Genomic DNA, 21,593 nt, shown 5'->3' on the forward strand with positions numbered 1-21,593 from the left:
GAGCTGCCTCCGAGGCCAGGGGCCCCGTTTCTCGCGAAGGCCCGCGCTTGACCGGCGCCCTGCGCGCCGGACCAGGTCCTCACCAAGGGCACCCCACCGCGGTTGGAGGGTTGCCGGCCAGCAAGCTTGGGCTTGACGCTGGCTCTCATGACCTGCCGACGACGTTAGCGGAGGCGGGCGAGCCCCGTCGACACCCGATCACATGGTGAGAAGCCTCGGAGACCGATCATTCGCCGGTCTCGCCCTTCCAGCGCGCGTAGCGACCGGCCCTGTCGACGGCGCGGACGCGTCGCTCCGCGGCCTCGCGCGCTTCCTCCGTCGTGACGATGAGCAGCTGGTCATCGGTCTGCAACCGGGTCGTCGGCTGGGGCGTGAAGCTCTTGCCCGCGCGCACCACGAGGCTCACCGTGGCACCGCTGGGCAGCCGCAGCTCGGACATGTAGACGCCGTGCATCTTCGAGCCGCGCTGGATGCGCACCTGCAGCAGCTCGGCCCCCAGCTCGTCCAGCGGCGAAGCGTCGACCTGGACCTCCTGCGGCTCACCGGACCGCACCAGCCCGAGCCGCCGCGCGAGGACCGGCAGCGTCGTCCCCTGGACCACGGTCAGCACGATGACCAGCAGGAACACCACGTCGACGAGCTGGCCCGCGCCGTCGACGCCCTGGATCAGGGGGATCAGCGCGAACACGATCGGCACCGCGCCGCGCAGTCCCGACCACGAGAGGAACGCCTGTTCCCGCCAGGGCACCTTGAACGGCAGCGACGAGATCATCACCGACAGCGGCCGGGCCACGAACGTCAGCACGACACCGGCGACCAGCGCGGGGAACAGCACGTCGAGCAGCCGCAACGGCGAGGCGTACAGGCCGAGCAGCACGAACAGGCCGATCTGGGCGAGCCAGCCGAGCCCTTCCGCGAACGAGAGCGTGTCGGCGCGGTGCGGCAGGCGGGCGTTGCCGAGCACGAGCGCGGCCACGTAGGTGGCGAGGAAGCCGGAGGAGTGCACCAGGTCGGCCGCGGTGTAGGCCATGACGCACACGGCGACGGTGGCGAGCGGGTACAGACCGGTGGCGGGCAACGCCGCCCGTCGCAGCCCCACGGCGCCGAGGAACCCCAGCGCGATGCCGACGAGCGCCCCCGCCCCCAGCTCGTAGACCACCAGGAACGGCGCGGTCCAGGTGATCTCGTCCGACGAGGCGAGCAGCACGACGGCGATGTAGACCGGCGCGTCGTTGAGGCCCGACTCCAGCTCGAGCGCGCCGGTGAGCCGCGGGCCGACACCGAGTGAACGCAGCACGCTGAAGACCGCGGCGGCGTCCGTGGACGACAGCACCGCTCCCCACAGCAACGCCATCCGCCAGTCGAGCCCGAGCAGGTAGTGCAGGGCCGTCCCGGTCACGGCGACGCTGACCACAACGGCCACAGTGGACAGTGCCACGCCTAACCAGAGCGACGACTTGACCGCGTGCCAACGAGTCGTGATCCCGCCCTCGGTCAGGATGAGCACGAGAGCGGCGATGCCGAGCGACCGGGTGAGGTCGGCGTCCTCGAAGTTGATGCCCAGCACCGACTCGCCGAGCAGCACGCCGATCCCGAGGTACAGCAGCAGCGAGGGAAGTCCGAGGCGCGTCGACAACCGCACCGCGACCACGCTGACCAGCAGCACGGCGGCACCGATGCCCAGAACGACCGTCACATCACCCACCAGGACATTCTCGTGGATCACCACCGGACCGGACGCATCGGGCGCGTTAACAACTCCAGCCGTTCGCACCTGGCACGGCACCGGGTGACCGGAGCAGGTTGTCCTGTGGCTCAATCCCTACCCTGCACGGAGTTGAACCATGAGGATCCTGATCGCGCTGGCGGCGGCCCTGACGGTGGCCGGCGCAACGACGGCGGCCCAGGCGGCCGCTCCCGCGGCCCTGGCCGCGCCGAACATCTCGGTGGCGAACGTCCAGTCGCACCTGTCCCAGTTCCAGTCCATCGCGAGCGCCAACGGCGGCAACCGCGCGCACGGCCGCCCGGGGTACCTGGCCTCGGTGAACTGGGTGAAGAGCAAGCTCGACGCGGCGGGCTTCACGACCCGCGTCCAGCAGTTCACCAGTGGCGGCGCCACCGGCTACAACCTGATCGCCGACTACCCCGGCGGTGACACCGGCAACGTCGTCATGCTGGGCGGCCACCTCGACAGCGTCACGGCGGGCCCCGGCATCAACGACAACGGCTCCGGTTCCGCGTCGCTGCTGGAGATCGCCCTCCAGATGCGGGCGACGGGCTTCCAGCCGACGAAGCACGTGCGGTTCGGCTGGTGGGGCGCGGAGGAGCTCGGCCTGGTCGGCTCGACCTACTACGTGAACTCCCTGGCCACGTCCGACCGGTCGAGGATCAAGGCGTACCTGAACTTCGACATGACCGGGTCGCCGAACGCCGGCTACTTCGTCTACAGCGCGTCCGGCCAGCCCTCCGGGTCGCTCGCGCTGCAACAGCGGCTGCAGGCGGGCTTCACGTCGCTCAACGTCCAGACGGAGCTGACCAGCGTCGGCGGCCGGTCCGACCACGCGGCGTTCGCCCGCGCGGGCATCCCGGTCGGCGGCACGTTCACCGGCGCCGAGGGCACCAAGACCTCGGCGCAGGCGCAGAAGTGGGGTGGCACGGCCGGGCAGGCGTTCGACCGCTGCTACCACCGCTCGTGCGACACCACGTCGAACATCAACGCCACGGCGCTCGACCGCAACGCGGACGTGATCGCCTACGCGCTGTGGGCGACGGCGGCCTGATCACGTCGCGGTGAGCACCCGCACGGCCTCGTCGAGCACCGGTTCGGCGAGGCCGGGCAGGGTGAGCACCAGCTGTGCCTGGCCCAGGTAGAGGCTGAACGCGATCGACGCGCGTTTCCTCGCCTGGGCCTCGCCGAACCCGAGCTGCTCGAACAGCTCGGTCAGGTAGGCCAGGCGCTTCTCCGTGACGCGGCGCAGCACCGGCGCGATGACCTCGTGGCCGGCGGCGGCCTGCAACGCCATCTCGACCGAGCCCTTGCGCCTGCGGTCGAGCGCCGTCTCGAAGAGCGTCCTGAGCTTGTCGTGCGGGGTCCGCGCGGACTCGACCAGCTCGACGACCTTCTCGGTGTGCTCCCGCTCCCACCGCTCGACCGTCGCCTTCAGCAACGCCTCGCGGTTCGGGAAGTGGTGGTAGACGCTGCCCTTCGTGGCTCCTGCGCGGGCCGCGAGCGGTTCGATCGCCACGGCGGCGAGCCCGCCTTCTGCCAGCGCTCTCAGCGCCATCTCAGTCCAGTCGTCGCGATTCCGCCGCACCACGCTTCCATACGCTACCGTACGTTCCAGGAACATACGCCAGCGTATGGAGGGGGCAGGAGTGATCAGGAACGTCCACACCCGCGATCTCGGGGTGCCCGCGGGCCCGTTCGTCGAACGGATGCCGGAGCTGTGGCCGCCCGCGTGGGGCAGGCAGGAGTTCGACCGGCCGCTGGGGGCCGGCGCGGACGGCGGCCACGGCCCGATCCGCTACCGCTGCACCGAGCTCAGGCCCGGTGAGTCGGTCAGCTTCGAGTTCACCCGGATGTCCGGCACGCACACGCTCTCGGCGTCGGACACCGTCATCCGGCACGAACTGGTCCTGAACCCCGGTCCGGCGACGTGGCTGCGGTGGGCGTTCGTGGTCCGGTGGCTGCACGACGCGTGCCTGGAGGACCTCTTCGACAACTTCGAACGTGCCGCCGGACGCGAACCCGCCGCACCGGCCAGGTGGTCGTGGTGGGTGCGGCTGGTGCGCAAAGCCGTGGTGCGGCGGCAGAAGCAGCGCCAGTGAGCGGAAACGGCGTGCGCGGACCTGCCGCACACGCCGTTCCCAGTGCCCCGCCTACGCCTTCACGACCGCGACCTTGACCTTCAGGCCGTCGCCCACCGAGCCCTCGGACGTGCCCTCACCGAACAGGACCGACGACGTCAGCGTCTCCGCCTGCACGAACGACAGGTGCGGCTCCACCGCGGAACGCACCGACTCCGGCAGCTCCAGCGTCAGCGTGATCCGGTCGGACACGTCGAGCTTGGCGTCCTTGCGGGCCTGCTGGACCACGCGCACCAGGTCGCGCGCGAGGCCCTCTGCCTCCAGCTCGGGCGTCACGACGGTGTCGAGCACGACCACGCCCGCGCCACCCGGCAGCGCCGCCGTGGCGGCCGGGTCCGTCGCCACGAGCCGCTGCTCGTACTCGCCCTCGAACAGCTCGACACCGGCGGCGACGACCTTGCCGTCCTCGCTCGTCCAGTCACCGGCCTTGACGGCCTTGATGACCTTCTGCACGTTCGGCCCGAGCCGCGGCCCGGCCGCACGCGCGTTGACGACCAGCTGGAACTGCCCGTAGGAGTCGACGTCCGTGGACAGCGACACCTCCTTGACGTTGACCTCGTCGCGCACGATCCCGGCGAAGTCCTCCAGCGACGCCGCCACCGGCGACGCGACCGTGAGGCGCGCCAGCGGCAGCCGCACGCGCAGCTTGTTCGCCTTGCGCAGCGACAACGCCGTCGAGCACACGTCGCGGACCTCGTCCATCGCCGCCACGAGCGCGTCGTCGGCCGGAAGGTCGTTCGCCGACGGGAAGTCCGTCAGATGCACCGAACGGCCGCCGGTGAGACCGCGCCACACGACCTCGGCCGTGTACGGCAGCAACGGGGCCGCCACGCGCGTCACGACCTCCAGCACGGTGTGCAGGGTGTCGATCGCGTCCTGCTCGCCATCCCAGAACCGCTGCCGCGACCGCCGCACGTACCAGTTCGTCAGCACCTCCAGGTACTCGCGCACCAATTGGCACGCACCGGAGATGTCGTAGGCGTCCATCGCCGCCTGGACGTCGCGGACCAGGTCGTGCGTCTTCGCGAGCGCGTACCGGTCGAGCACGTTCGTCGAGTCGACGCGCCACGTGCCCTCCTTCCCGGCGGCGTTGGAGTACAACGCCAGGAAGTACCAGGAGTTCCACAGCGGCAGCACGGCCTGGCGCACCGCGTCGCGGATGCCGCGCTCGGTGACGATCAGGTCGCCGCCGCGCAGGATCGGCGACGCCATGAGGAACCACCTCATCGCGTCCGAGCCGTCGCGGTCGAAGACCTCGTTGACGTCCGGGTAGTTCTTCAGCGACTTGGACATCTTCTGGCCGTCGTCACCGAGGACGATGCCGTGCGCCACGCAGTCGCGGAACGCGGGCCGGTCGAACAACGCCGTCGCGAGCACGTGCAGCGTGTAGAACCAGCCGCGCGTCTGCCCGTTGTACTCGACGATGAAGTTGCCCGGGTAGTGGTTCTCGAACCAGTCGGCGTTCTCGAACGGGTAGTGCACCTGCGCGAACGACATCGAGCCCGACTCGAACCAGCAGTCGAGCACGTCCGGGACGCGCCGCATCGTCGACCTGCCCGACGGGTCGTCGGGGTTCGGCCTGGTCAGCTCGTCGATGTACGGCCGGTGCAGGTTGTCCGGGCGCACGCCGAAGTCGCGCTCCAGCTCGTCCAGCGACCCGTACACGTCCGTGCGCGGGAACTCGGGGTCGTCCGACACCCACACGGGCAGCGGCGAGCCCCAGTAGCGGTTGCGCGAGATGTTCCAGTCGCGCGCGTTCTCCAGCCACTTGCCGAACTGGCCGTCCTTGATGTGCCCCGGCACCCAGTTGATCTGCTGGTTGAGCTCGACCATCCGGTCCTTGAACTGCGTGACCGCGACGAACCACGCCGACAGCGCGCGCTGGATCAGCGGGTTGTTGCACCGCCAGCAGTGCGGGTACGGGTGGTCGTAGGTCTCGTGGCGCAGCAGCAGGCCCGCTTCCTTGAGGTCGCGGATGATCAGCTTGTTCGCCTCGAAGACGTGCACGCCCCGGTACGGCGCGACCTCGGCGGTGAACTCGCCGTCCGGCCCGACCGGCACGACGACCTCGATGCCCGCCGCGTCCGTCACGGCCTTGTCGTCCTCACCGAACGCCGGTGCGATGTGGACGATGCCCGTGCCGTCGTCGGTGGTCACGTAGTCGGCCGCGAGCACCTGGTGCGCGTTGGTGCGGCCCACGAAGAAGTCGAACGGTGGCAGGTACTTCCTGCCGACCAGGTCCGACCCCTTGCAGCGGGCGACGACCTCGGGCTCCTCCCCCAGCTCGCGCGCGTACGCGGCGACGCGGGCCTCGGCCAGCAGGTACTTCTCGCCGTCCGAGCCGACGACGGTCACGTAGTCGACGTCCGGGTGCACCGCGGCGGCCAGGTTGCTCGGCAGCGTCCACGGCGTCGTCGTCCAGACCAGGGCGCGCTCACCGGACTCCAGGCGCAGCGCCACCGTGACGGCCGGGTCCTGCCGGTCGCGGTAGGCGTCGTCCATCTTGGTCTCGGTGTTGGACAGCGGCGTCTGGCAGCGCCAGCAGTACCAGAGGACCCGGAAGCCCTCGTAGATCAGGCCCTTGTCCCACAGGGCCTTGAACGCCCACATGACGCTTTCCATGTAGTCGAGGTCGAGCGTCTTGTAGTCGTTCTCGAAGTCGACCCACCGGGCCTGGCGCGTGACGTAGTCGCGCCACTGGTCCGTGTACTGCAGCACGGACGTGCGGCACGCCTCGTTGAACTTCTCGATGCCCAGCTCGTCGATCTCGGCCTTCTGCGTGATGCCGAGCTGCTTCTCCGCCTCGTACTCGGCGGGCATGCCGTGCGTGTCCCAGCCGAACCGGCGCTCGACGTGCTTGCCGCGCATCGTCTGGTAGCGCGGCACGACGTCCTTGACGTAGCCGGTCAGCAGGTGCCCGTAGTGCGGCAGGCCGTTGGCGAAGGGCGGTCCGTCGTAGAAGACGAACTCGTTCTCGCCCTGCTCGCCCGCCGGGTTGCGGTCGATGCTCGCCTGGAAGGTCTGGTCGTCCTTCCAGTACCCGAGCACGTCCTGCTCGAGGTTCGGAAAGGACGGCTGCGCCGGGACCTCGTTCGCGCCGGCCCTGGGGTAGGCCATCTCCACTGCTCCTCGCGGTCTGGTGCGACACACGAGGACGACACGCCGGCCTTGCTCGGCGAACCGCGGTACCACCCCGCTTGCCCGCGTGAGGGCGGGCCTCTCGTTCTTCGGCTGTGACGGGCCGGTCCCGTCCGGTTCTACTGGGACGCTCGCGCGCCCGTTCTTCCGGAGGCTCCCCGGTGATGGCCGGATCGGTGCCTGTGACCACAGGATACGTGCAGGGGCAAACCGTATGCTCGCCGGATGACGTTGACCATCGCGTTGTCGGTCGTGCTGGCCCTGCTGTTCGTCGCGACGGGCGCGGGCAAGCTGTTCGGGGCGAAGGCGTCGCTCGAGGCGCGGGACCAGTTCCGGATGAACCCGGCGCTCTGGCGGACCATCGGCGCGCTGGAGTGGGCGGGCGCCGCGGGTCTCGTCGCCGGCCTCGCCTCGTGGGACTGGCTGGGACGCGCGGCCACCGTCGGGCTGGGGCTGCTGATGGCCGGCGCCACGATCACCCGCCTGCGGTTCGACTCGAAGCCGACGGGCGTCGTGCTCGACCTCGTCCTGCTGGCGCTGCTGATCCTGCTGCTGTTCCTGGACAGGTGACGAGGCGCTAAGCCCCGGGGGCGCACCGCAGCCCGTTGATCAGCAGCCGGACGAGGTGCCGCGCGTCGTGGTCCCGGTTCTCACCGGTCGCCCCGGCGCAGATGCTGCCGACCCCGCGCAGCAGCACGTGCGGGTCCTGACCGGGGACGATCTCACCCGCCGCCGCGGCCTCCTCCAGCAACCGGGCGCACACCGGCACCAGGTGTTCGAGGAAGTAGTCGTGCAGCGGGTCGTAGCACGACTCGCTGGACTGCAGCACCGTCGCCATCCCCTGCTTGGTGACGACGAAGTCGACGAACTGGTCGATCCACCGCACCAGCGCCCGGTGCGGGCTCGGCTCCGAGGCGAGCAGGGCGGGACCACTGGCCGACAGCGACTGCACCTGGGACCGGTAGACGGCGATGATCAGGTCGGCGCGGGTCGGGTAGTGGCGGTAGATGGTCGCGGTGCCGACCCCTGCGCGGGTGGCGATCTCGCGGATCGGCGCGTCGACCCCGGAGGTCACGAACACCGCGGCCGCGGCTTCGAGCACGTTCCCGGCGTTGCGGCGCGCGTCGGCGCGCCGCGCCTGCACCGCGGCACCGGGAACATCGCTCATGACCAAATCCTAGGCCGTCAGCCCCCGGCTCCCACAGGCGAACGCGACTCGGCCAGGTCACCCACGGCCAGCAGCACGTCCGCCAGCTCGCCGGGCACCGTGATCATGCAGTCGTGCCCGGCGTTCAGCTCGCGCACGTCGGCCGGTTCCCCGTTCGGCTGCACGGCGGGCACCGGGCGAGCCTCCAGACCCTCCGGCCTGATCGTGCAGTGGACGTGCGTGCGCGGGATCGCGTCCAGCGCGGGGTTGTCCATCGCGACCGCCTCGGCCAGGCACCGCACGGAGTGGTCGGAGAGCATCGTGTTCAGCCACGCCACGTCGACGGGGTCCGTGACGCCGAACAGCCCGAACGGCGGGGGCGGCGGAGGCAGCCGCCAGTCGTCGCCGACCATGCCGCGGGCGGCGGGCATGGCGTCGAACGCGCTCTCCCCGTGCTCCGGCACCATCGCGTCGAGGTAGACGAGCCGCGCGATCCGTTCGGGCACCTCGTTCGCCACCGCGGAGATCACCATCCCCGCGTAGCTGTGCCCGACCAGCACCACGTCACGCAGGTCCAGGTCGACGAGCAGCCGCACGACGTCGGCCGTGTGCGTGCGGAGCCCGGTCTCCGGCCCCATCAGGTGGCGGGTCTCGCCGTAGCCGGTGAGCGTCGGCGTGACCACCCGCCTGCCGCTCGCGCCGAGCAGCGGCACGACCCGCGCCCAGCACTGACCGCTGTGCCACGCCCCGTGCACCAGCACGTAGGTCACCGGCATGAGCCCTCCTCCATAAGTGGGACACTGTGCCGGTACGTTATGGGACAGTGTCCCACTTAGTCCAGGGCCACCGTCTCAGCACGTCGGGGACGGCTGCGCCGCACGACGACCACCACGGCGACGACCATCGCGAGCAGCACCACCGCACCGGCGATCGGCCCCAGCCACCGATCGAGGAAACTCGGCGCGGGCAGCGTCTCCCGCACGAAGGCCCGCACCCTGTTCCGCACATCGGGGTGCTTGTCGAGCGTCGTGAAGAACAGCTCACCCGGCATGCTCTCCAGAGTGGCGTTCGTGGCCGCGTCGGCCACCTCCCGGGCCTGCTCGGCCAGGTTCGGAGCCTCCAGATCCTCCTCGGCGTCCACCTGCTCCGGAGCGTCCTGCGGCTGTTTCTCCTCGGGGACGAGGATGAGCGAGGGAACCTGGACCGCCCCGATGCCACGCACGGCGTCCAGCTCGGAAGTGCGGGTGTAGAAGGCCCTGTACGGGGAGAGCAGGAACATCCCCTTCAGCCCCGGGATCCGTCCCGCCACAGTGGCGACCGCGGCGGCGCTGACGGCGATCCCACCCGCGACGATCGAGGAAGCCCCTCGCCGTTCGAGCTCCTTGGCGGCACCCAGCACGTCCTGGTCGAAGGCGTTCCGGACGTCGCGCAGCCGGAAGTCTCGATTTTCGTAGAAAAGCACCTGGTAGCCGTCGTCGGCCAGCTCTTGCGCCAACGGCAGCCAGTCACAACTGCTGTTCGACGAACTGCTCGCCAGCAGCACGCCAGTGGACCCGCTGCCGAGCACCACACCAGGCAGCTCGACGCCGTCCTCGGCTTTGAACTTGATCGCGTCCTCGCGCAGGTCGTCAGTGATGCAGGGAGGCAGTTCCGTCACCGGCTGCGCGGCGGCGGGCAAGACCTCGACCAGCATGAAAGCGGCCACGACTACGGCGATCAGGAGGGGTTTTCCCGGCACGGGTCTTCGCGGCATGGGGCGTTCATAGCGCCCGCTCGCGGCCCGCACCCGGGGTTCCGGCGAATCAGCCCACCGCGCGACTCTTTCGGACGAGCACCCGATCGGGGGTGCAGACAGCGCACGGGGTGAACTGGAGCTGGCGTGCCTCCTGCACCGGGAGACCCAGCGTGGGCCTCCCGGCGAGCCAGGAACACGAGCTCAGGTGGTACCGGGGCCGCTCGTCCAGCACCCGGACCTCGTCCACCAGATCGGCCACGACGAGCAGGTCCGCCGCGTCGGTGTCCTCTTCCGGTGGTTCCTCGTCAGCGGAGGGCGGGCCGGCGTCTTCCGGCTCCACCACCCGATGATCATCAGCTGCAAGATGTTGATCTACACTCTGCGTGTCGGCAGCGGGGTCCCCCGGTCGCCGCCGCCACCAGTCCCAAGCGAGGACCAGGGCGGCGAGCGTGCTCGCACCCACGGACGACCATGCCCAGACCATGCCGGACGTGGTCAGCGCGGGAACGAGCAACCCGAGGGCTGCCAGCACGAGAAGCAGAACTACGAAGAGCACCTAGCGAACAGTAGTTCAGCCCGCTTCGGCACGTGCGCCGAAGGAGTAGCCCTGGGAACGGCCCTCGGACGGTGCGGCGGGGCCGCGGTCCTGGAGGTCGCGCAGGGACGACTCGAGCATGGTCTTCAGTCGCGTGCGGTACTCGCGCTCGAACGTCTGCAGCTTGTCGATCTGCTTCTCGAGCGTGTTCTTCTCCTGGGTGATGTTGCCCATCACCTCGGCGTGCTTGCGCTGCGCGTCCCGGTCGAGCGCGGTGGCCTTCTCACGGGCCTGCCTCTCGAGGGTCTCGGAGCGCGTGCGCGCGTCGTTCAGCATGGTCTCGGCACGCGTGCGCGCCTCGTTGACCATCGTGTCGGCCTTGGCACGGGCCTCGGACAGCAACTGCTCGGACTTCGTGCGCGCCTCGGACAGCATGCCGTCGGCTTCGGCCTTGGCCTCGCCGGTCAGCCGGTCCGCCATCTCCTGGGCGAGACCCAGGACCTTCGCGGCCTGCACGTGGTGGTCACCACCGCCACCGGGGGACGTCTGCTCCATGACCGTGGGCGGCGGGACCGGCGCCAGGCGGCGCGGCGGCTCCTCCACCGGCATGCGGCTCGTCATGGGGCCGGCGGCAGCCTTGGCACGCGCGTCGTCGAGGTCGGCGCGCGTCGTCTCGAGCTGCTGGTCGAGCTGCTCGACCTGCTGACGGAGGTCGTTGTTCTCCTCGATCAAGCGGGCCAGCTCGCCCTCAACCAGGTCGAGGAACGCGTCCACCTCGTCCTCGTTGTAGCCCCGCTTGCCAATCGGCGGCTTGCTGAACGCGACGTTGTGCACGTCAGCGGGGGTCAACGGCATCGGATCACCTCTCGCACTCCTGGGCTGCGGTCATCCCACGGTTCCCCGTCACCTGGGATCTGCGAATCGCATCAGAATGATAACGACCAGCCACAGCACAATAATCGATAGGTCCAGCCCGACGCCCCCGATCCGCACCGTCGGGATCACCCGACGGAGTAGAAGTACCGGGGGGTCGGTGACCGTGTAGACGGTCTCCAGCGTCACGGCCACGCCACCGGCGGGGCGCCACTCCCTCGCGAACGTCCGGACCAGCTCGACCACGACACGCGCGGTCAGGAACAGGGAGAACGCGAAGAGCGCGTAGAAGATGACGAGAAGGATCGGGTCCACGGCTCAACTCTAGCCGTGGTTCCCGAACCCGCCCTCGGCCAGCTTCCGCCGGTCCTCCGCGGTGACGTCGACATTGGGGGGTGAGAGAAGGAACACCCTGCTGGTGATCTTGTCCATGGACCCGCGCAGAGCGAACGCGAGACCGGCCGAGAAGTCGACGAGACGCTTGGCGTCCGCGTCGTCCATGTCGGTCAGGTTGAGGATCACCGGGGTGCCGTCCCGGTAGTGCTCCCCGATCGTGCGCGCCTCGCTGTAGTTGCGGGGGTGCAGCGTGGTGATGCGCGCCATCGGGTTGCCCGCCGGCTCGGCGACCGGGCGCAGCCTGCTCACCGGCTCGCGCTGCGGCTCGACCGCCAGCGCACCGTGCACCGGCGCGTCGGCGGCCCACCGGCGCGTGGCCGCGGGCGCGACGCCGGGGCGCCGCGTCTCGGGCTCGTACTCGTCGGAGTCGTCGAGGTCGGACCGGTACCCGGAGCTCTGCAGCTCGGACCGGCCGGGCGGGAACACGCGGTTGCGCCGCGGGTACGGGTCGTAGTCGTCGGCCTCGGGGTACTCGGACCGGTAGTCGCCGTAGCGACCGCGCTCGTCGTCGTAGCCCGGGTCGTCTGCGTACTCGGCGGGGACCATCCCGAAGTAGGCCTTCAGCTTGTGCAAAGCGCTCATTCCAGCCCCTCCTCGGCGGTTCCCCACTCTAGGGACGGTGCGGACGGTCCCGAGGTTCCCGACAACCCTATGGCGAGGTTAGTCGCCGGTTGCCGAGCAACGCCGTTCCGACACGCACGCAGGTGGATCCGTGCGATATGGCATCTTCCAGGTCGTTGCTCATTCCCGCAGACACACCGACAGCAGTGGGATGATCATCACGCAAGCCTGATACCACGGAAGCCAACGCCTCAAACGCCCTTGCCGGCTTCATCGTGAGAGGCGCGACCGTCATCGCCCCCCGAAGAATAAGATCACCCGATCGTGTGATCACGCCAGCGAGTTCCGGAACATCCTCCACCGGACACCCCCCGCGCGACACGTCCCCGTCGATGCTGACCTGCAGCAACACGTCCAGCTTCGTCCCCGCGGCCCGCGCCGCTTTCGCGAGCGCCTCGGCCAGCCGGACGCTGTCGACGGAGTCGACCTGATCGGCCCACTCGACAACGGACTTCGCCTTGTTCCGCTGCAACCGCCCGACCATGTGCCATCTCGCTTCTTCGAGATGTCTCAATTGGCGGACCTTCGCACTCGCTTCCTGATCCCGGTTTTCCGCGAAGTGCCGCAACCCGAGCTCATAAAGGATCTCGACATCGCTCGCGGGCCAGGTTTTCGTCACCGCGAGCAACATCACCTCGTCCCGTCTCCGCCCCGACGCCGCACAGGCCAGAGCGATCCGTTCCTCGACCTCGGCGAGGTTCTCCGCGATCTCCGAGGCCCGGCTCACGACTCGACCCAGACGACCGAGGCGAGCCGCCCCGTGGGCGCCTCCCGCCGATGGCTGAACAGGTCCTTCTCCTCGAACGTGCAGCGCGGGTCCACCCCGATCTTGCCCACCCCGGCACTGGCCAGCTGGTTCCACAACCCGGCCCGCAGATCAAGCCCAGGCGTCCCCCGCCGCGTCTTGGACGCACTGCCAGGCAGGTGCTTCTCCACGTCTTTCTGCATGTCAGCGGGCACCTCGTAACACTCCCCGCACACCGACGGCCCGAGCAGAACCTCGATCCGCCCCAACTCGGCGCCCAACGCCATCATCGCCTTGAGCGCCTCGACGACGACCCCGACACGGGCCCCGACACGCCCGGCGTGCACAGCCCCGACCACACCGGCCTCGGCATCACCGAGCAGTACGGGCACGCAGTCAGCCGTCAACACGACAAGCCCCAACCCAGGCTGTTTCGTCACAACAGCATCAGTGGCCTCAAGCGCCTCCGCCCGAGGCCCGTCCACAGTGGCGACGGTCCGCCCGTGCACCTGCTCCATCCACACGAGACGATCAGCGGAAAGCCCGATCCCCTCGGCAAGCCGAACCCGGTTGGCCTCGACCGCCTCGAGGTCGTCCCCCACATGATCCCCGAGGTTGAACGACGAGAAGGGCCCTTTGGACACGCCACCGGCGCGGGTGGTGACTACACGACGAATGCGCACGACACCACCCTAGTTCGACCCGCACTCCCACCCACGCCCACCGGCCCAGGAAGCCCGGGCACGACGCGAAGCCGAGCAGTCCCGGGCAATGCGAGGCGCAAGCGACCGCAGGCGTGCCCCCGAACGAAAGACCCCCTGAGCCCAAACGCTGCCCAGGGGGTCCGACAAGATCATCCCCCGCCACAACGCCGAGGTCAGACCGGCAAAATCCTCACCGCCGCATGAACGGCGGCACATCCACCTCGTCATCAGGGTCGTCCGTGACCGGCACAGGCCGGGAAGGCAACGACCCGTTCTGCGGAGAAAGCGACCGAGGCACAGAGGGCACGTACCCGTTCCCCTGTCCAGGAGAGGACTGAGGCGGCACAGAACTGGGCGGAGTCTGCCGAACCTCGTGCTGGGAAACCGGCGGAGCCTGGTGGACCGGCGGAGCCTGGTGAACAGGCGCCTGCCCGGCATGCCCCTGACCAACGGGAGCCTGCGAAACCGGGGCCTGCCCCACAGGAGCCTGAGAAACCGGCGCCTGGGAAACCGGAGCCGCACCATGCGAAGGCGCGGCCGAGCCGGCCGCGATCGGCCCGGCAGAAGCCCGAGGCGGCGAAGACAACGCCGTCGGCTCCAGCTTCTTGTGCGTCGGCCCCCCACCGTCGAACCCGGCCGCGATCACAGTGACCCTGACCTCGTCACCCAGCGAGTCGTCGATCACCGTACCGAAGATGATGTTCGCATCCGGGTGCGCGGCTTCCTGCACCAACGAAGCGGACTCGTTGATCTCGAAGAGCCCCAGGTCGGAGCCACCGGCGATGGAGAGCAGCACCCCGTGCGCCCCCTCCATCGAGGCTTCGAGCAGTGGCGAGTTGATCGCCTTCTGCGCGGCCTGGACGGCCCGGCCCTCGCCTCTCGCCGACCCGATGCCCATCAACGCCGATCCCGCGCCGGACATGACCGACTTGACGTCGGCGAAGTCCAGGTTGATCAGACCGGGGGTCGTGATCAGGTCGGTGATGCCCTGGACACCGGAGAGGAGCACCTCGTCGGCGGAGCGGAAGGCGTCCATGAGGCTGACGCCGATGTCGCCGAGCTGAAGGAGGCGGTCGTTCGGGATGACGATCAGCGTGTCGCACTCGTTGCGCAGCGCCTGGATGCCGTCCTCGGCCTGCTTGGCGCGGCGCTTGCCCTCGAACGAGAACGGGCGGGTGACGACACCGATGGTGAGCGCGCCGAGCTTGCGGGCGATGGAGGCCACGACGGGCGCGCCGCCGGTGCCGGTGCCGCCGCCCTCGCCGGCGGTCACGAAGACCATGTCGGCCCCCTTGAGGACCTCCTCGATCTCCTCCCGGTGGTCCTCGGCGGCCTTGTGCCCGACCTCGGGGTTCGCACCCGCACCGAGGCCGCGCGTGAGCTCACGGCCGATGTCGAGCTTGACGTCGGCATCAGACATCAGCAGGGCCTGTGCGTCGGTGTTCACCGCGATGAACTCGACACCCTTGAGCCCGACCTCGATCATGCGGTTGACGGCGTTGACGCCGCCACCACCGATGCCGACGACCTTGATCACCGCGAGGTAGTTGTGCGGGGGCGTCATCGGATCCGCCTTCCTGATCGTGGTCCGCGCTGTGGTGCTGGGTGAGGATGCACCCGGATTGAAGCTCTCAACCTCTCGGCGAGGTCCAGAGTTATGTCAACCCCGTATGTTCCTGCTGGACGGTAAGCACCGGCGGTGCGTCGGTCCAGCAGCCACGCCGTAGGGTCCCAACACTGTGCGCTACTACTCCCCGGTCGTGCCGTCAAGCAGTACGCACGGCATCAAGCACGGCGCACCACAAGCCTAGTCGGAACCCGATCGCGGAGATCGTCTCCCCCGCCCTTCCACACTTGCACACCGTTTCCGGTGTTCGGCGTTACGTTCCCGATCATGATGACCAAGATGCTGGGCGTCGCGCTGGCCGCGATCGCCCTGGGGGCAGTGACGGTCGCACCCGCGGGTGCGGCGCCGGAGGGCAACACGATCGTCGAGATCACGAACGTGGCCAACGGCCTGTGCCTGGACTCGGTCGCGCCGATCGAGCACCGCATGAGCATGAGCGCCTGCGCCGGAAGCGCGGCACAGCGGTTCGAACGGATTCCAGCATCCACGGGCGGCGGGTCCTACCTGCGCGGCATCGACGGCCACTGCGTCGGCGGCACCTACCTGCTGGTCGAGCAGCAGTGCGCGCGCACCGAGGCCGGCCAGCGCTTCCAAGAGCTTCCGGACGTGGACGGAACGGTGCGGCTGGCGACTACGACCGATGCCGGGACCAGGTTCGCCGACACGTACTTCTACGAGGGCTACCGCGAAGTGATCATGGCGACGGACGACTCCCCGGGACCGACCCGGCTCTGGGTGGTGCGCGAGGTCGGGGTGATGCCGCCACCGCAGCTCGGGAGCGTGGTCAAGCTGAGATCCGCGAGCAAGGGCACCTGCGTGGCGGAAGGCCAGGGGGAGTTCAACCTGTCGAAGCCGTGCGACATCGCGCCGGGGTTCGACCGGCTCGACACGGGCGACGGGCGGGTCGCCCTGCGCAGCCAGGAGAGCGGACGGTGCCTGCAACTGCTCCAGTTCCCCGAGACCCTGGTGCACCTCCGGCCCTGTGACCTCGCCTCGGACGGCCAACTGTGGAAGCTCACCGGCGACGAACTGGACAACTACACGGTGGTGAACGGCGAGCAGTACCTGACGCCCTTCAACGGCCGGGTGATCGCCACGGAGAACTTTTCCCAGCACGTCCTGCAGCACTGGCAGCTGCTCCCCGCCTGACCGAGTGCACCCATCGGGTGAAAACGATCAAGGCGGCTAATGCCTCCCGGCAGAACCCGATGAACACGGCAGTCGTTCATCAACCTGGAGGCCCGTCTTGGCACCCGCATCCGCGTCCGTGCGCTCGCTCGTGATCGACGCGATCGTCCTGGAACTCGTCACGAGCAGGCCGGGAAGCCTGCTCGTGCGAGCGGTGAGAGCGTTGTCGAGGCGGAACGGGTGAGGGGGAGGAACATGAGCTGCCAGCCCGTCCCGCGCGCTTCGCACCCGCGAGTCCGCCGCTACCCCACGCCGTCACGGCCACCGAGGCCGCGACCCTGACCGCTGTCCGGTGACCACGGCGGTCACCGGAGCAGAGCGCGAAGAACTCAGGACACGGTCGCCAGGTCGGGCGCCGACACGTCGTACGTCGTGCCCGGCCTGGTCAGCAGCACGAGCAGCACCGCCGCCTTGCGCGGCGTGTTCTCCGAGCTGCCCCACCGCACCACGCGGTCCCCGGTCAGCGTCACCTTCACGTCGGCACCGGACGTCGCCGCCACCGACACGACCTCGGGCCGCAGCTTCTCCGGCAGCTCGTTCACGACGCCCACCACGGCGCGGGTCGCCGCGTCCGCGGGCGACGGTGCCGCCAGCACCAGCTCGGGCACGCCCGGTGCGGGGGTCGGCAGGACCGCGTAGTCCTTGCCGGTCGCGTCGACCAGGTGGAAGCCGTCCGGCAGCTTCACCGAGCCGACCGGGACGCGTTCGGTCACCAGCAGCTGGACGGTGCCGGGCAGCTGGCGTTCCACCTCCACGGCGGCCACGCGCGGCAGGGCGGCCACGCGGTCGTGGATGGCGTCGAGGTCCAGGCGCACCAGCGGGGAGCCCGGGGGGATGGCCGCGGCGGTGCGGACCTCGTCCTCGGTCAGCACCACGGAGCCGCGGACGTCCACCTCGCCGACGCCCAGCATCGGCGTGAAGTAGACGCAGTAGCCCAGGCCCACCACGGTGAGCACGGACAGGAGCGCGACCAGGCGGCGGCGCAGGATGATCCTGCGCCGCGCCCGGTACTCGGCGCTCTTCGGTCTCCGGTTCGCGGGACGCGTGCGCGTGGACCTGCCACGAACCGGGGCGCTCATGCCTGCTCTTCGCCCGACGGCGCCCGCTCGCCCGCCGACAGCGCGCTGACGATCTCGGGGCCGAGCATCGTGACGTCACCGGCGCCCATGGTGATCACCAGGTCGCCGTCGCGGACGAGGCCCGCCACCAGGGCCGGCACGCGGTCGAACGACGGCTCGTAGTGCACCGAGGCGGTGACCTGCTCGGCGATCAGGCCGCCGGTCACGCCGGGCTCGGGTTCCTCGCGGGCCCCGTACACGTCGAGCACGACGACCTCGTCCGCCAGGGACAACGCGGCGGCGAACTCCGTGGCGAACGTGCGGGTGCGTGAGTACAGGTGCGGCTGGAACACCACGACGACGCGGCCCGCTCCCGCGACCGGGCGGGCGGCGCGCAACTGTGCGTCGACCTCGGTCGGGTGGTGCGCGTAGTCGTCGTAGACCGACACGCCACCGGCGCGGCCCTTGAACTCGAACCGGCGCCGCACGCCGCCGAACGCCGCCAGCCCCTCCAGCAGGCCCGCCTGGTCCGCGCCCAGCTCCAGCCCCGCCAGCAGGGCCGCCACGGCGTTCAACGCCATGTGCTCGCCCGGCACGGACACCTTCACCTCGACCACGACGCCGTCGATCTCGACCGACGCCAGGCCACCGGTCTCCAGCGGCTTGTAGTCGACGAGACGCGCGTCCGCGGCGGTGCGGCCGTACTCGCGCACGCGGATGCCGCGCGCACGGGCCTCGGCGACCAGCCGGGCGGCACCGGGATCGTCCACACAGGACACCAGGACGCCGCCGGGCACGATCCGCTCCAGGAACGAGTCGAACACGGCCGTGTAAGCCTCGACGGTGCCGTGGTGGTCGAGGTGGTCCGCCTCGACGTTCGTCACGACGGCGACCGACGGCGAGAAGAACAGGAACGAGCCGTCGGACTCGTCCGCCTCCGCCACGAACACGCCACCGGTGCCCTGGTGGGCGTTGGCGCCGGACTCGTTCAGGTCACCACCGATCGCGAACGACGGGTCCACCCGGCAGTGCTGCAACGCGACCGTCAGCATCGACGTGGTCGACGTCTTGCCGTGAGTTCCCGCGACGCAGACGACGCGGTGGTCCTCCATCAGCGCGGCGAGCGCCTCGGCGCGGCGCAGCACCGTGATGCCCCGCTCGCGCGCCGCCGCGTACTCCGGGTTCGTGTCCCTGATCGCGGTGGACACCACGACCTCGGTCGGGCCGCCGACGAGCTGGCCGAGGTTCGCCGCGTCGTGCCCGACGGCGATCCGGGCGCCCTGGGCGCGCAGCGCCAGCACGGTCCGCGAGTCCTTGGCGTCCGACCCGGACACCTGCACGCCGCGGGCCAGCAGGATTCTCGCGATGCCGCTCATGCCGGCACCCCCGATGCCGACGAGGTGAACGCGTTCGAGGCTCATTTCTTGATCACATCCAGGACTGTGCGGGCCAGGACCTCGTCCGCCTCGCGCCGGCCGGTGCCGAGCGTCGCCGCGGACATCTGCGCCAGCCGGTTGCGGTCGGCCATCAGCGGCACGACGAGGGACGCGACCTTCTGCGGCGTCAGCTCGTCGTCCGGCACCAGCAGGCCACCACCGGCGGAGACCACGGGACCGGCGTTCAGCGCCTGCTCACCGTTGCCGATGGGCAGCGGCACGAACACCGCGGGCAGGCCGACGGCCGAGACCTCGGCGACGGTCATCGCACCGGAACGGCACAGCACGGCGTCCGCCGCGGCGTACGCGTAGTCCATGCGCTCCAGGTACGGCACCGTCACGTACGGCGGACGGCCCGGAACCTGTTGCACCGCAACGGAGTTCTTCGGCCCGTACGCGTGCAGCACGCCGACGCCGGCACGGGCGAACTCGGCCGCCACGGGTGCCACGGCCTCGTTGATCGACCGCGCGCCCTGCGAGCCGCCGAACACCAGCAGCGTCGGGGCGTGCGGGTCGAGGCCGAAGAACCGGCGGGCCTCGGCGCGCAGCGCGGCGCGGTCGAGCGACGTGATCGACTGGCGCAGCGGGATGCCGATGATCTGCGCGTCGGACAGGCCGGAGTCCGGCACGGCCGCCGCGACGTGCTCGGCGAACTTGGCGCCGACCTTGTTCGCGAGACCGGCCTTGGCGTTGGCCTCGTGCACCACGATCGGCACGCGGCCGCGGGCGGCCAGGTACGCGGGCAGCGCCACGTAGCCGCCGAACCCGACGACGACGTCCGCTCCGACGCGCTCCAGCACGTCGCGCGTCTGCTTCACGGCGCCGCGCACGTTCAGCGGCAGCTTCAGCAGGTCGAGGGTGGGCTTGCGCGGCATCGGCACCGGCGGGATCAGCTCCAGCGGGTACCCGCGCGCCGGAACGATCTTGGTCTCCAGACCGCGCGACGTGCCGAGGGCGACGACGCGCGCGTCCGGTCGCAGCCGCATGACCGCGTCGGCCAGCGCCAGTGCCGGCTCGATGTGGCCGGCGGTGCCACCACCCGCGACCACGATGCACGGACCACTGGGGGCAGGGTGCCCGGTCAAGACTTGCCTCCGGATTTGTCGGCTCAGGATGTGTCGGTCAGTTGTATCGCCCGCGCCCGCGGGCCGACCGGCCAGGTTCGGAACGGCTCTGGTTGACCCGGCGGGTGTCGCGGCGACGGTACTCCGAGGGAGGTGCGGACCTCCCCGCCACACGACGTTCGTCGACCACCGGAAGTTGCTGCGTGCGCCTGCCCGGTGCGCGCGGGGGCGAGGACGGGCGGACGGGCTTGCGCTTGGGCGGCGGCCGGTACGCCTCGGGCGCGGGCAGTTTCAGCAGGCCACCGACCCGGCCGGGACCGAGCGAGCGCAGCGCGGCCACGGCGTCGGGCTCGTGCCGGGCGCAGTTGGCGAGGATGCCGAACACGATCATCGTCGTGACGATCGACGTGCCGCCGGAGGAGATCATCGGCAGCGTGATGCCCGTGACGGGCAGCAGCCGCACGACGTAGCCGATGTTGATGGCGGCCTGGGCGACGAGCCACACCGTCAGCGTCGCGGACACGATCCTGATCCACGGGTCGGTGTTGCGCGACGCCACCCGCAGGCCCACCCACGCGAGGCCGCCGAACAGCAGCAGCACCAGCGCGCAGCCGACGAACCCGAGCTCCTCGCCGATGACGGCGAAGATGAAGTCCGACTCGACGTTGGGCAGGTAGCGCCACTGCGAGCTGCCCCGCGCGAGCCCCTTGCCGAACAGGCCGCCCTCGGCGAGCGCGAACATCGCCTGCCGGGCCTGAAGGCCGGCACCGAGCGGGTCGGCGTCCGGGTTGAGGAACGTCGTCACGCGCTGCAGCCGGTACGCGGCGCCGATCGCGAGCACGACGGCACCGGCCACCGCGCCACCGGCGATCACGCCGAACAGCCTCATCGGCGCGCCCACGAACCACAGCAGGCTGATCAGCACCACGCCGAGCGTGATCGTGCCGCCGAGGTCGGGCTGCAACATGACCAGCGCGAACACCAGCATCGCGACCGGCACGACGGGCACCAGCAGGTGCCGGTACTGCGACAGCAGCGCCCGCTTGGTGACCAGGACGTGCGCGCCCCACAGCGCGAGCGCGAGCTTCACGGCCTCGATGGGCTGGAACGAGATCGGGCCGAGCGTGAACCACGACCGGGCGCCACCGCGGACGTCGCCGAGCGGTGTCAGCACCAGCGCGAGCAGCAGCACGCCGATGCCCATCGCGGCCGTGGAGACGTGCCGGAGCTTGCGCAGCGGGAACCGCAGCATGAACCAGAACAGCACCGCGCCGATGCAGACGTAGATGAGCTGGCGCTGGAACACGCTGTAGGCGGACACGCCCGACGCGACCTGTCCCGGCGCCGATGCCGACAGCACCATCACCAGGCCGAGCACGGTGAGCATGCCGAAGATGGCGAGCAGGAGATGGAAGTCGGCGAGCGGACGGCTCAGCCACGCGGTCAGGCCGCCGCGCAT

21 protein-coding genes and 1 riboswitch are annotated in these 21,593 nt (G+C 70.2%); of the genes, 4 read left to right on the plus strand and 17 right to left on the minus strand.

The features are described 5' to 3' along the window. Positions 1-38: 38 nt before the first annotated feature. A riboswitch (SAM riboswitch) is annotated at positions 39-153 on the minus strand. A gap of 73 nt (positions 154-226) precedes the next feature. Next, the gene (locus BLT23_RS17370; protein WP_090051182.1) at positions 227-1,705 is read right to left on the minus strand and encodes a potassium/proton antiporter; all 1,479 of its coding nucleotides are present in this window, start codon (positions 1,703-1,705) and stop codon (positions 227-229) included. 139 nt (positions 1,706-1,844) lie between these two features. Here BLT23_RS17370 and BLT23_RS17375 point away from each other — a divergent pair, with 139 nt between their 5' ends. Beyond that, positions 1,845-2,780 (plus strand): M28 family metallopeptidase, encoded by a 936-nt coding sequence (locus BLT23_RS17375; RefSeq protein WP_090050611.1) that lies wholly within the window; start codon positions 1,845-1,847, stop codon positions 2,778-2,780. Here the strand turns inward: BLT23_RS17375 and BLT23_RS17380 are convergent, their stop codons facing one another. Next, positions 2,781-3,317 carry a TetR/AcrR family transcriptional regulator gene (locus BLT23_RS17380; protein WP_245744013.1) on the minus strand — a complete coding sequence of 179 codons (537 nt, stop codon included), beginning with the start codon at positions 3,315-3,317 and terminating at the stop codon, positions 2,781-2,783. A 58-nt stretch (positions 3,318-3,375) separates the two neighbouring features. On the opposite strand from BLT23_RS17380, the gene BLT23_RS17385 reads away from it, so the two are divergent. Beyond that, a complete protein-coding gene (locus BLT23_RS17385; protein ID WP_090050617.1) occupies positions 3,376-3,828 on the plus strand; it encodes a hypothetical protein in 453 nt (150 codons plus the stop codon). A 51-nt stretch (positions 3,829-3,879) separates the two neighbouring features. Here BLT23_RS17385 and ileS read toward each other — a convergent pair whose 3' ends face one another. Then, the gene (ileS, locus tag BLT23_RS17390) at positions 3,880-6,984 is read right to left on the minus strand and encodes an isoleucine--tRNA ligase (RefSeq protein WP_090051183.1); all 3,105 of its coding nucleotides are present in this window, start codon (positions 6,982-6,984) and stop codon (positions 3,880-3,882) included. A 246-nt stretch (positions 6,985-7,230) separates the two neighbouring features. Here ileS and BLT23_RS17395 point away from each other — a divergent pair, with 246 nt between their 5' ends. Further along, a complete protein-coding gene (locus BLT23_RS17395) occupies positions 7,231-7,575 on the plus strand; it encodes a DoxX family protein (RefSeq protein ID WP_090050620.1) in 345 nt (114 codons plus the stop codon). 7 nt (positions 7,576-7,582) lie between these two features. Here the strand turns inward: BLT23_RS17395 and BLT23_RS17400 are convergent, their stop codons facing one another. The 10 genes from BLT23_RS17400 to ftsZ form a co-directional block, all read right to left on the minus strand. Beyond that, a complete protein-coding gene (locus BLT23_RS17400; RefSeq protein WP_090050623.1) occupies positions 7,583-8,173 on the minus strand; it encodes a TetR/AcrR family transcriptional regulator in 591 nt (196 codons plus the stop codon). A 17-nt stretch (positions 8,174-8,190) separates the two neighbouring features. Then, positions 8,191-8,928 carry an alpha/beta fold hydrolase gene (locus BLT23_RS17405; RefSeq protein ID WP_090050626.1) on the minus strand — a complete coding sequence of 246 codons (738 nt, stop codon included), beginning with the start codon at positions 8,926-8,928 and terminating at the stop codon, positions 8,191-8,193. 56 nt (positions 8,929-8,984) lie between these two features. Further along, positions 8,985-9,905 carry a hypothetical protein gene (locus BLT23_RS17410; protein ID WP_143035960.1) on the minus strand — a complete coding sequence of 307 codons (921 nt, stop codon included), beginning with the start codon at positions 9,903-9,905 and terminating at the stop codon, positions 8,985-8,987. Positions 9,906-9,954: 49 nt separating this feature from the next. Next, positions 9,955-10,443, minus strand: a complete 489-nt coding sequence (locus BLT23_RS17415) for a hypothetical protein (protein ID WP_090050631.1) — start codon at positions 10,441-10,443, stop codon at positions 9,955-9,957. 15 nt (positions 10,444-10,458) lie between these two features. Next, on the minus strand, positions 10,459-11,277 hold the full coding sequence (gene wag31, locus BLT23_RS17420) for a DivIVA-like cell division protein Wag31 (protein WP_090050633.1): 819 nt from the start codon (positions 11,275-11,277) through the stop codon (positions 10,459-10,461). A 48-nt stretch (positions 11,278-11,325) separates the two neighbouring features. After that, entirely contained in the window at positions 11,326-11,601 is a 276-nt protein-coding gene (locus BLT23_RS17425) for a YggT family protein (protein ID WP_090051184.1), read from the minus strand. 18 nt (positions 11,602-11,619) lie between these two features. After that, complete coding sequence (locus tag BLT23_RS17430; protein ID WP_090050635.1) at positions 11,620-12,273, minus strand: cell division protein SepF; 654 nt, start codon at positions 12,271-12,273, stop codon at positions 11,620-11,622. A 67-nt stretch (positions 12,274-12,340) separates the two neighbouring features. Then, complete coding sequence (locus BLT23_RS17435) at positions 12,341-13,039, minus strand: YggS family pyridoxal phosphate-dependent enzyme (RefSeq protein WP_090050637.1); 699 nt, start codon at positions 13,037-13,039, stop codon at positions 12,341-12,343. Next, complete coding sequence (gene pgeF / locus BLT23_RS17440) at positions 13,036-13,740, minus strand: peptidoglycan editing factor PgeF (RefSeq protein ID WP_090050640.1); 705 nt, start codon at positions 13,738-13,740, stop codon at positions 13,036-13,038. The genes BLT23_RS17435 and pgeF overlap by 4 nt, the downstream gene beginning before the upstream one ends. 211 nt (positions 13,741-13,951) lie before the next feature. Continuing rightward, complete coding sequence (gene ftsZ / locus BLT23_RS17445) at positions 13,952-15,325, minus strand: cell division protein FtsZ (protein WP_090050642.1); 1,374 nt, start codon at positions 15,323-15,325, stop codon at positions 13,952-13,954. Positions 15,326-15,655: 330 nt separating this feature from the next. Here ftsZ and BLT23_RS17450 point away from each other — a divergent pair, with 330 nt between their 5' ends. Beyond that, positions 15,656-16,537, plus strand: coding sequence for an RICIN domain-containing protein (locus tag BLT23_RS17450; RefSeq protein ID WP_143035961.1), 882 nt, complete (start codon positions 15,656-15,658; stop codon positions 16,535-16,537). 368 nt (positions 16,538-16,905) lie between these two features. Here BLT23_RS17450 and BLT23_RS17455 read toward each other — a convergent pair whose 3' ends face one another. From BLT23_RS17455 to ftsW, 4 genes are read right to left on the minus strand one after another with little or no spacing between them, the layout of a single operon-like run. Further along, the gene (locus tag BLT23_RS17455; protein WP_090050646.1) at positions 16,906-17,655 is read right to left on the minus strand and encodes a cell division protein FtsQ/DivIB; all 750 of its coding nucleotides are present in this window, start codon (positions 17,653-17,655) and stop codon (positions 16,906-16,908) included. After that, positions 17,652-19,055 carry a UDP-N-acetylmuramate--L-alanine ligase gene (gene murC / locus BLT23_RS17460; RefSeq protein WP_090050649.1) on the minus strand — a complete coding sequence of 468 codons (1,404 nt, stop codon included), beginning with the start codon at positions 19,053-19,055 and terminating at the stop codon, positions 17,652-17,654. Before murC ends, BLT23_RS17455 begins: the two co-directional genes overlap by 4 nt. After that, the gene (murG, locus tag BLT23_RS17465) at positions 19,052-20,155 is read right to left on the minus strand and encodes an undecaprenyldiphospho-muramoylpentapeptide beta-N-acetylglucosaminyltransferase (protein WP_342713669.1); all 1,104 of its coding nucleotides are present in this window, start codon (positions 20,153-20,155) and stop codon (positions 19,052-19,054) included. Before murG ends, murC begins: the two co-directional genes overlap by 4 nt. 37 nt (positions 20,156-20,192) lie before the next feature. Beyond that, positions 20,193-21,593: a putative lipid II flippase FtsW gene (gene ftsW, locus BLT23_RS17470; RefSeq protein WP_090051186.1), complete on the minus strand. Its 1,401-nt coding sequence runs from the start codon at positions 21,591-21,593 to the stop codon at positions 20,193-20,195.

It is taken from the genome of Lentzea fradiae, assembly GCF_900100955.1.
GTDB classification, from domain to species: Bacteria; Actinomycetota; Actinomycetes; order Mycobacteriales; family Pseudonocardiaceae; genus Lentzea; species Lentzea fradiae.

Coding starts and splice junctions, on each gene's coding strand:
- BLT23_RS17375 (WP_090050611.1), top strand. CDS start 1,845: ATGAGGATCCTGATCGCGCTGGCGGCGGCCCTGACGGTGGCCGGCGCA.
- ileS (WP_090051183.1), bottom strand. CDS start 6,984: ATGGCCTACCCCAGGGCCGGCGCGAACGAGGTCCCGGCGCAGCCGTCC.
- BLT23_RS17395 (WP_090050620.1), top strand. CDS start 7,231: ATGACGTTGACCATCGCGTTGTCGGTCGTGCTGGCCCTGCTGTTCGTC.
- BLT23_RS17400 (WP_090050623.1), bottom strand. CDS start 8,173: ATGAGCGATGTTCCCGGTGCCGCGGTGCAGGCGCGGCGCGCCGACGCG.
- BLT23_RS17405 (WP_090050626.1), bottom strand. CDS start 8,928: ATGCCGGTGACCTACGTGCTGGTGCACGGGGCGTGGCACAGCGGTCAG.
- BLT23_RS17410 (WP_143035960.1), bottom strand. CDS start 9,905: ATGCCGCGAAGACCCGTGCCGGGAAAACCCCTCCTGATCGCCGTAGTC.
- wag31 (WP_090050633.1), bottom strand. CDS start 11,277: ATGCCGTTGACCCCCGCTGACGTGCACAACGTCGCGTTCAGCAAGCCG.
- BLT23_RS17430 (WP_090050635.1), bottom strand. CDS start 12,273: ATGAGCGCTTTGCACAAGCTGAAGGCCTACTTCGGGATGGTCCCCGCC.
- ftsZ (WP_090050642.1), bottom strand. CDS start 15,325: ATGACGCCCCCGCACAACTACCTCGCGGTGATCAAGGTCGTCGGCATC.
- BLT23_RS17450 (WP_143035961.1), top strand. CDS start 15,656: ATGATGACCAAGATGCTGGGCGTCGCGCTGGCCGCGATCGCCCTGGGG.
- BLT23_RS17455 (WP_090050646.1), bottom strand. CDS start 17,655: ATGAGCGCCCCGGTTCGTGGCAGGTCCACGCGCACGCGTCCCGCGAAC.
- murC (WP_090050649.1), bottom strand. CDS start 19,055: ATGAGCCTCGAACGCGTTCACCTCGTCGGCATCGGGGGTGCCGGCATG.
- ftsW (WP_090051186.1), bottom strand. CDS start 21,593: ATGCGCGGCGGCCTGACCGCGTGGCTGAGCCGTCCGCTCGCCGACTTC.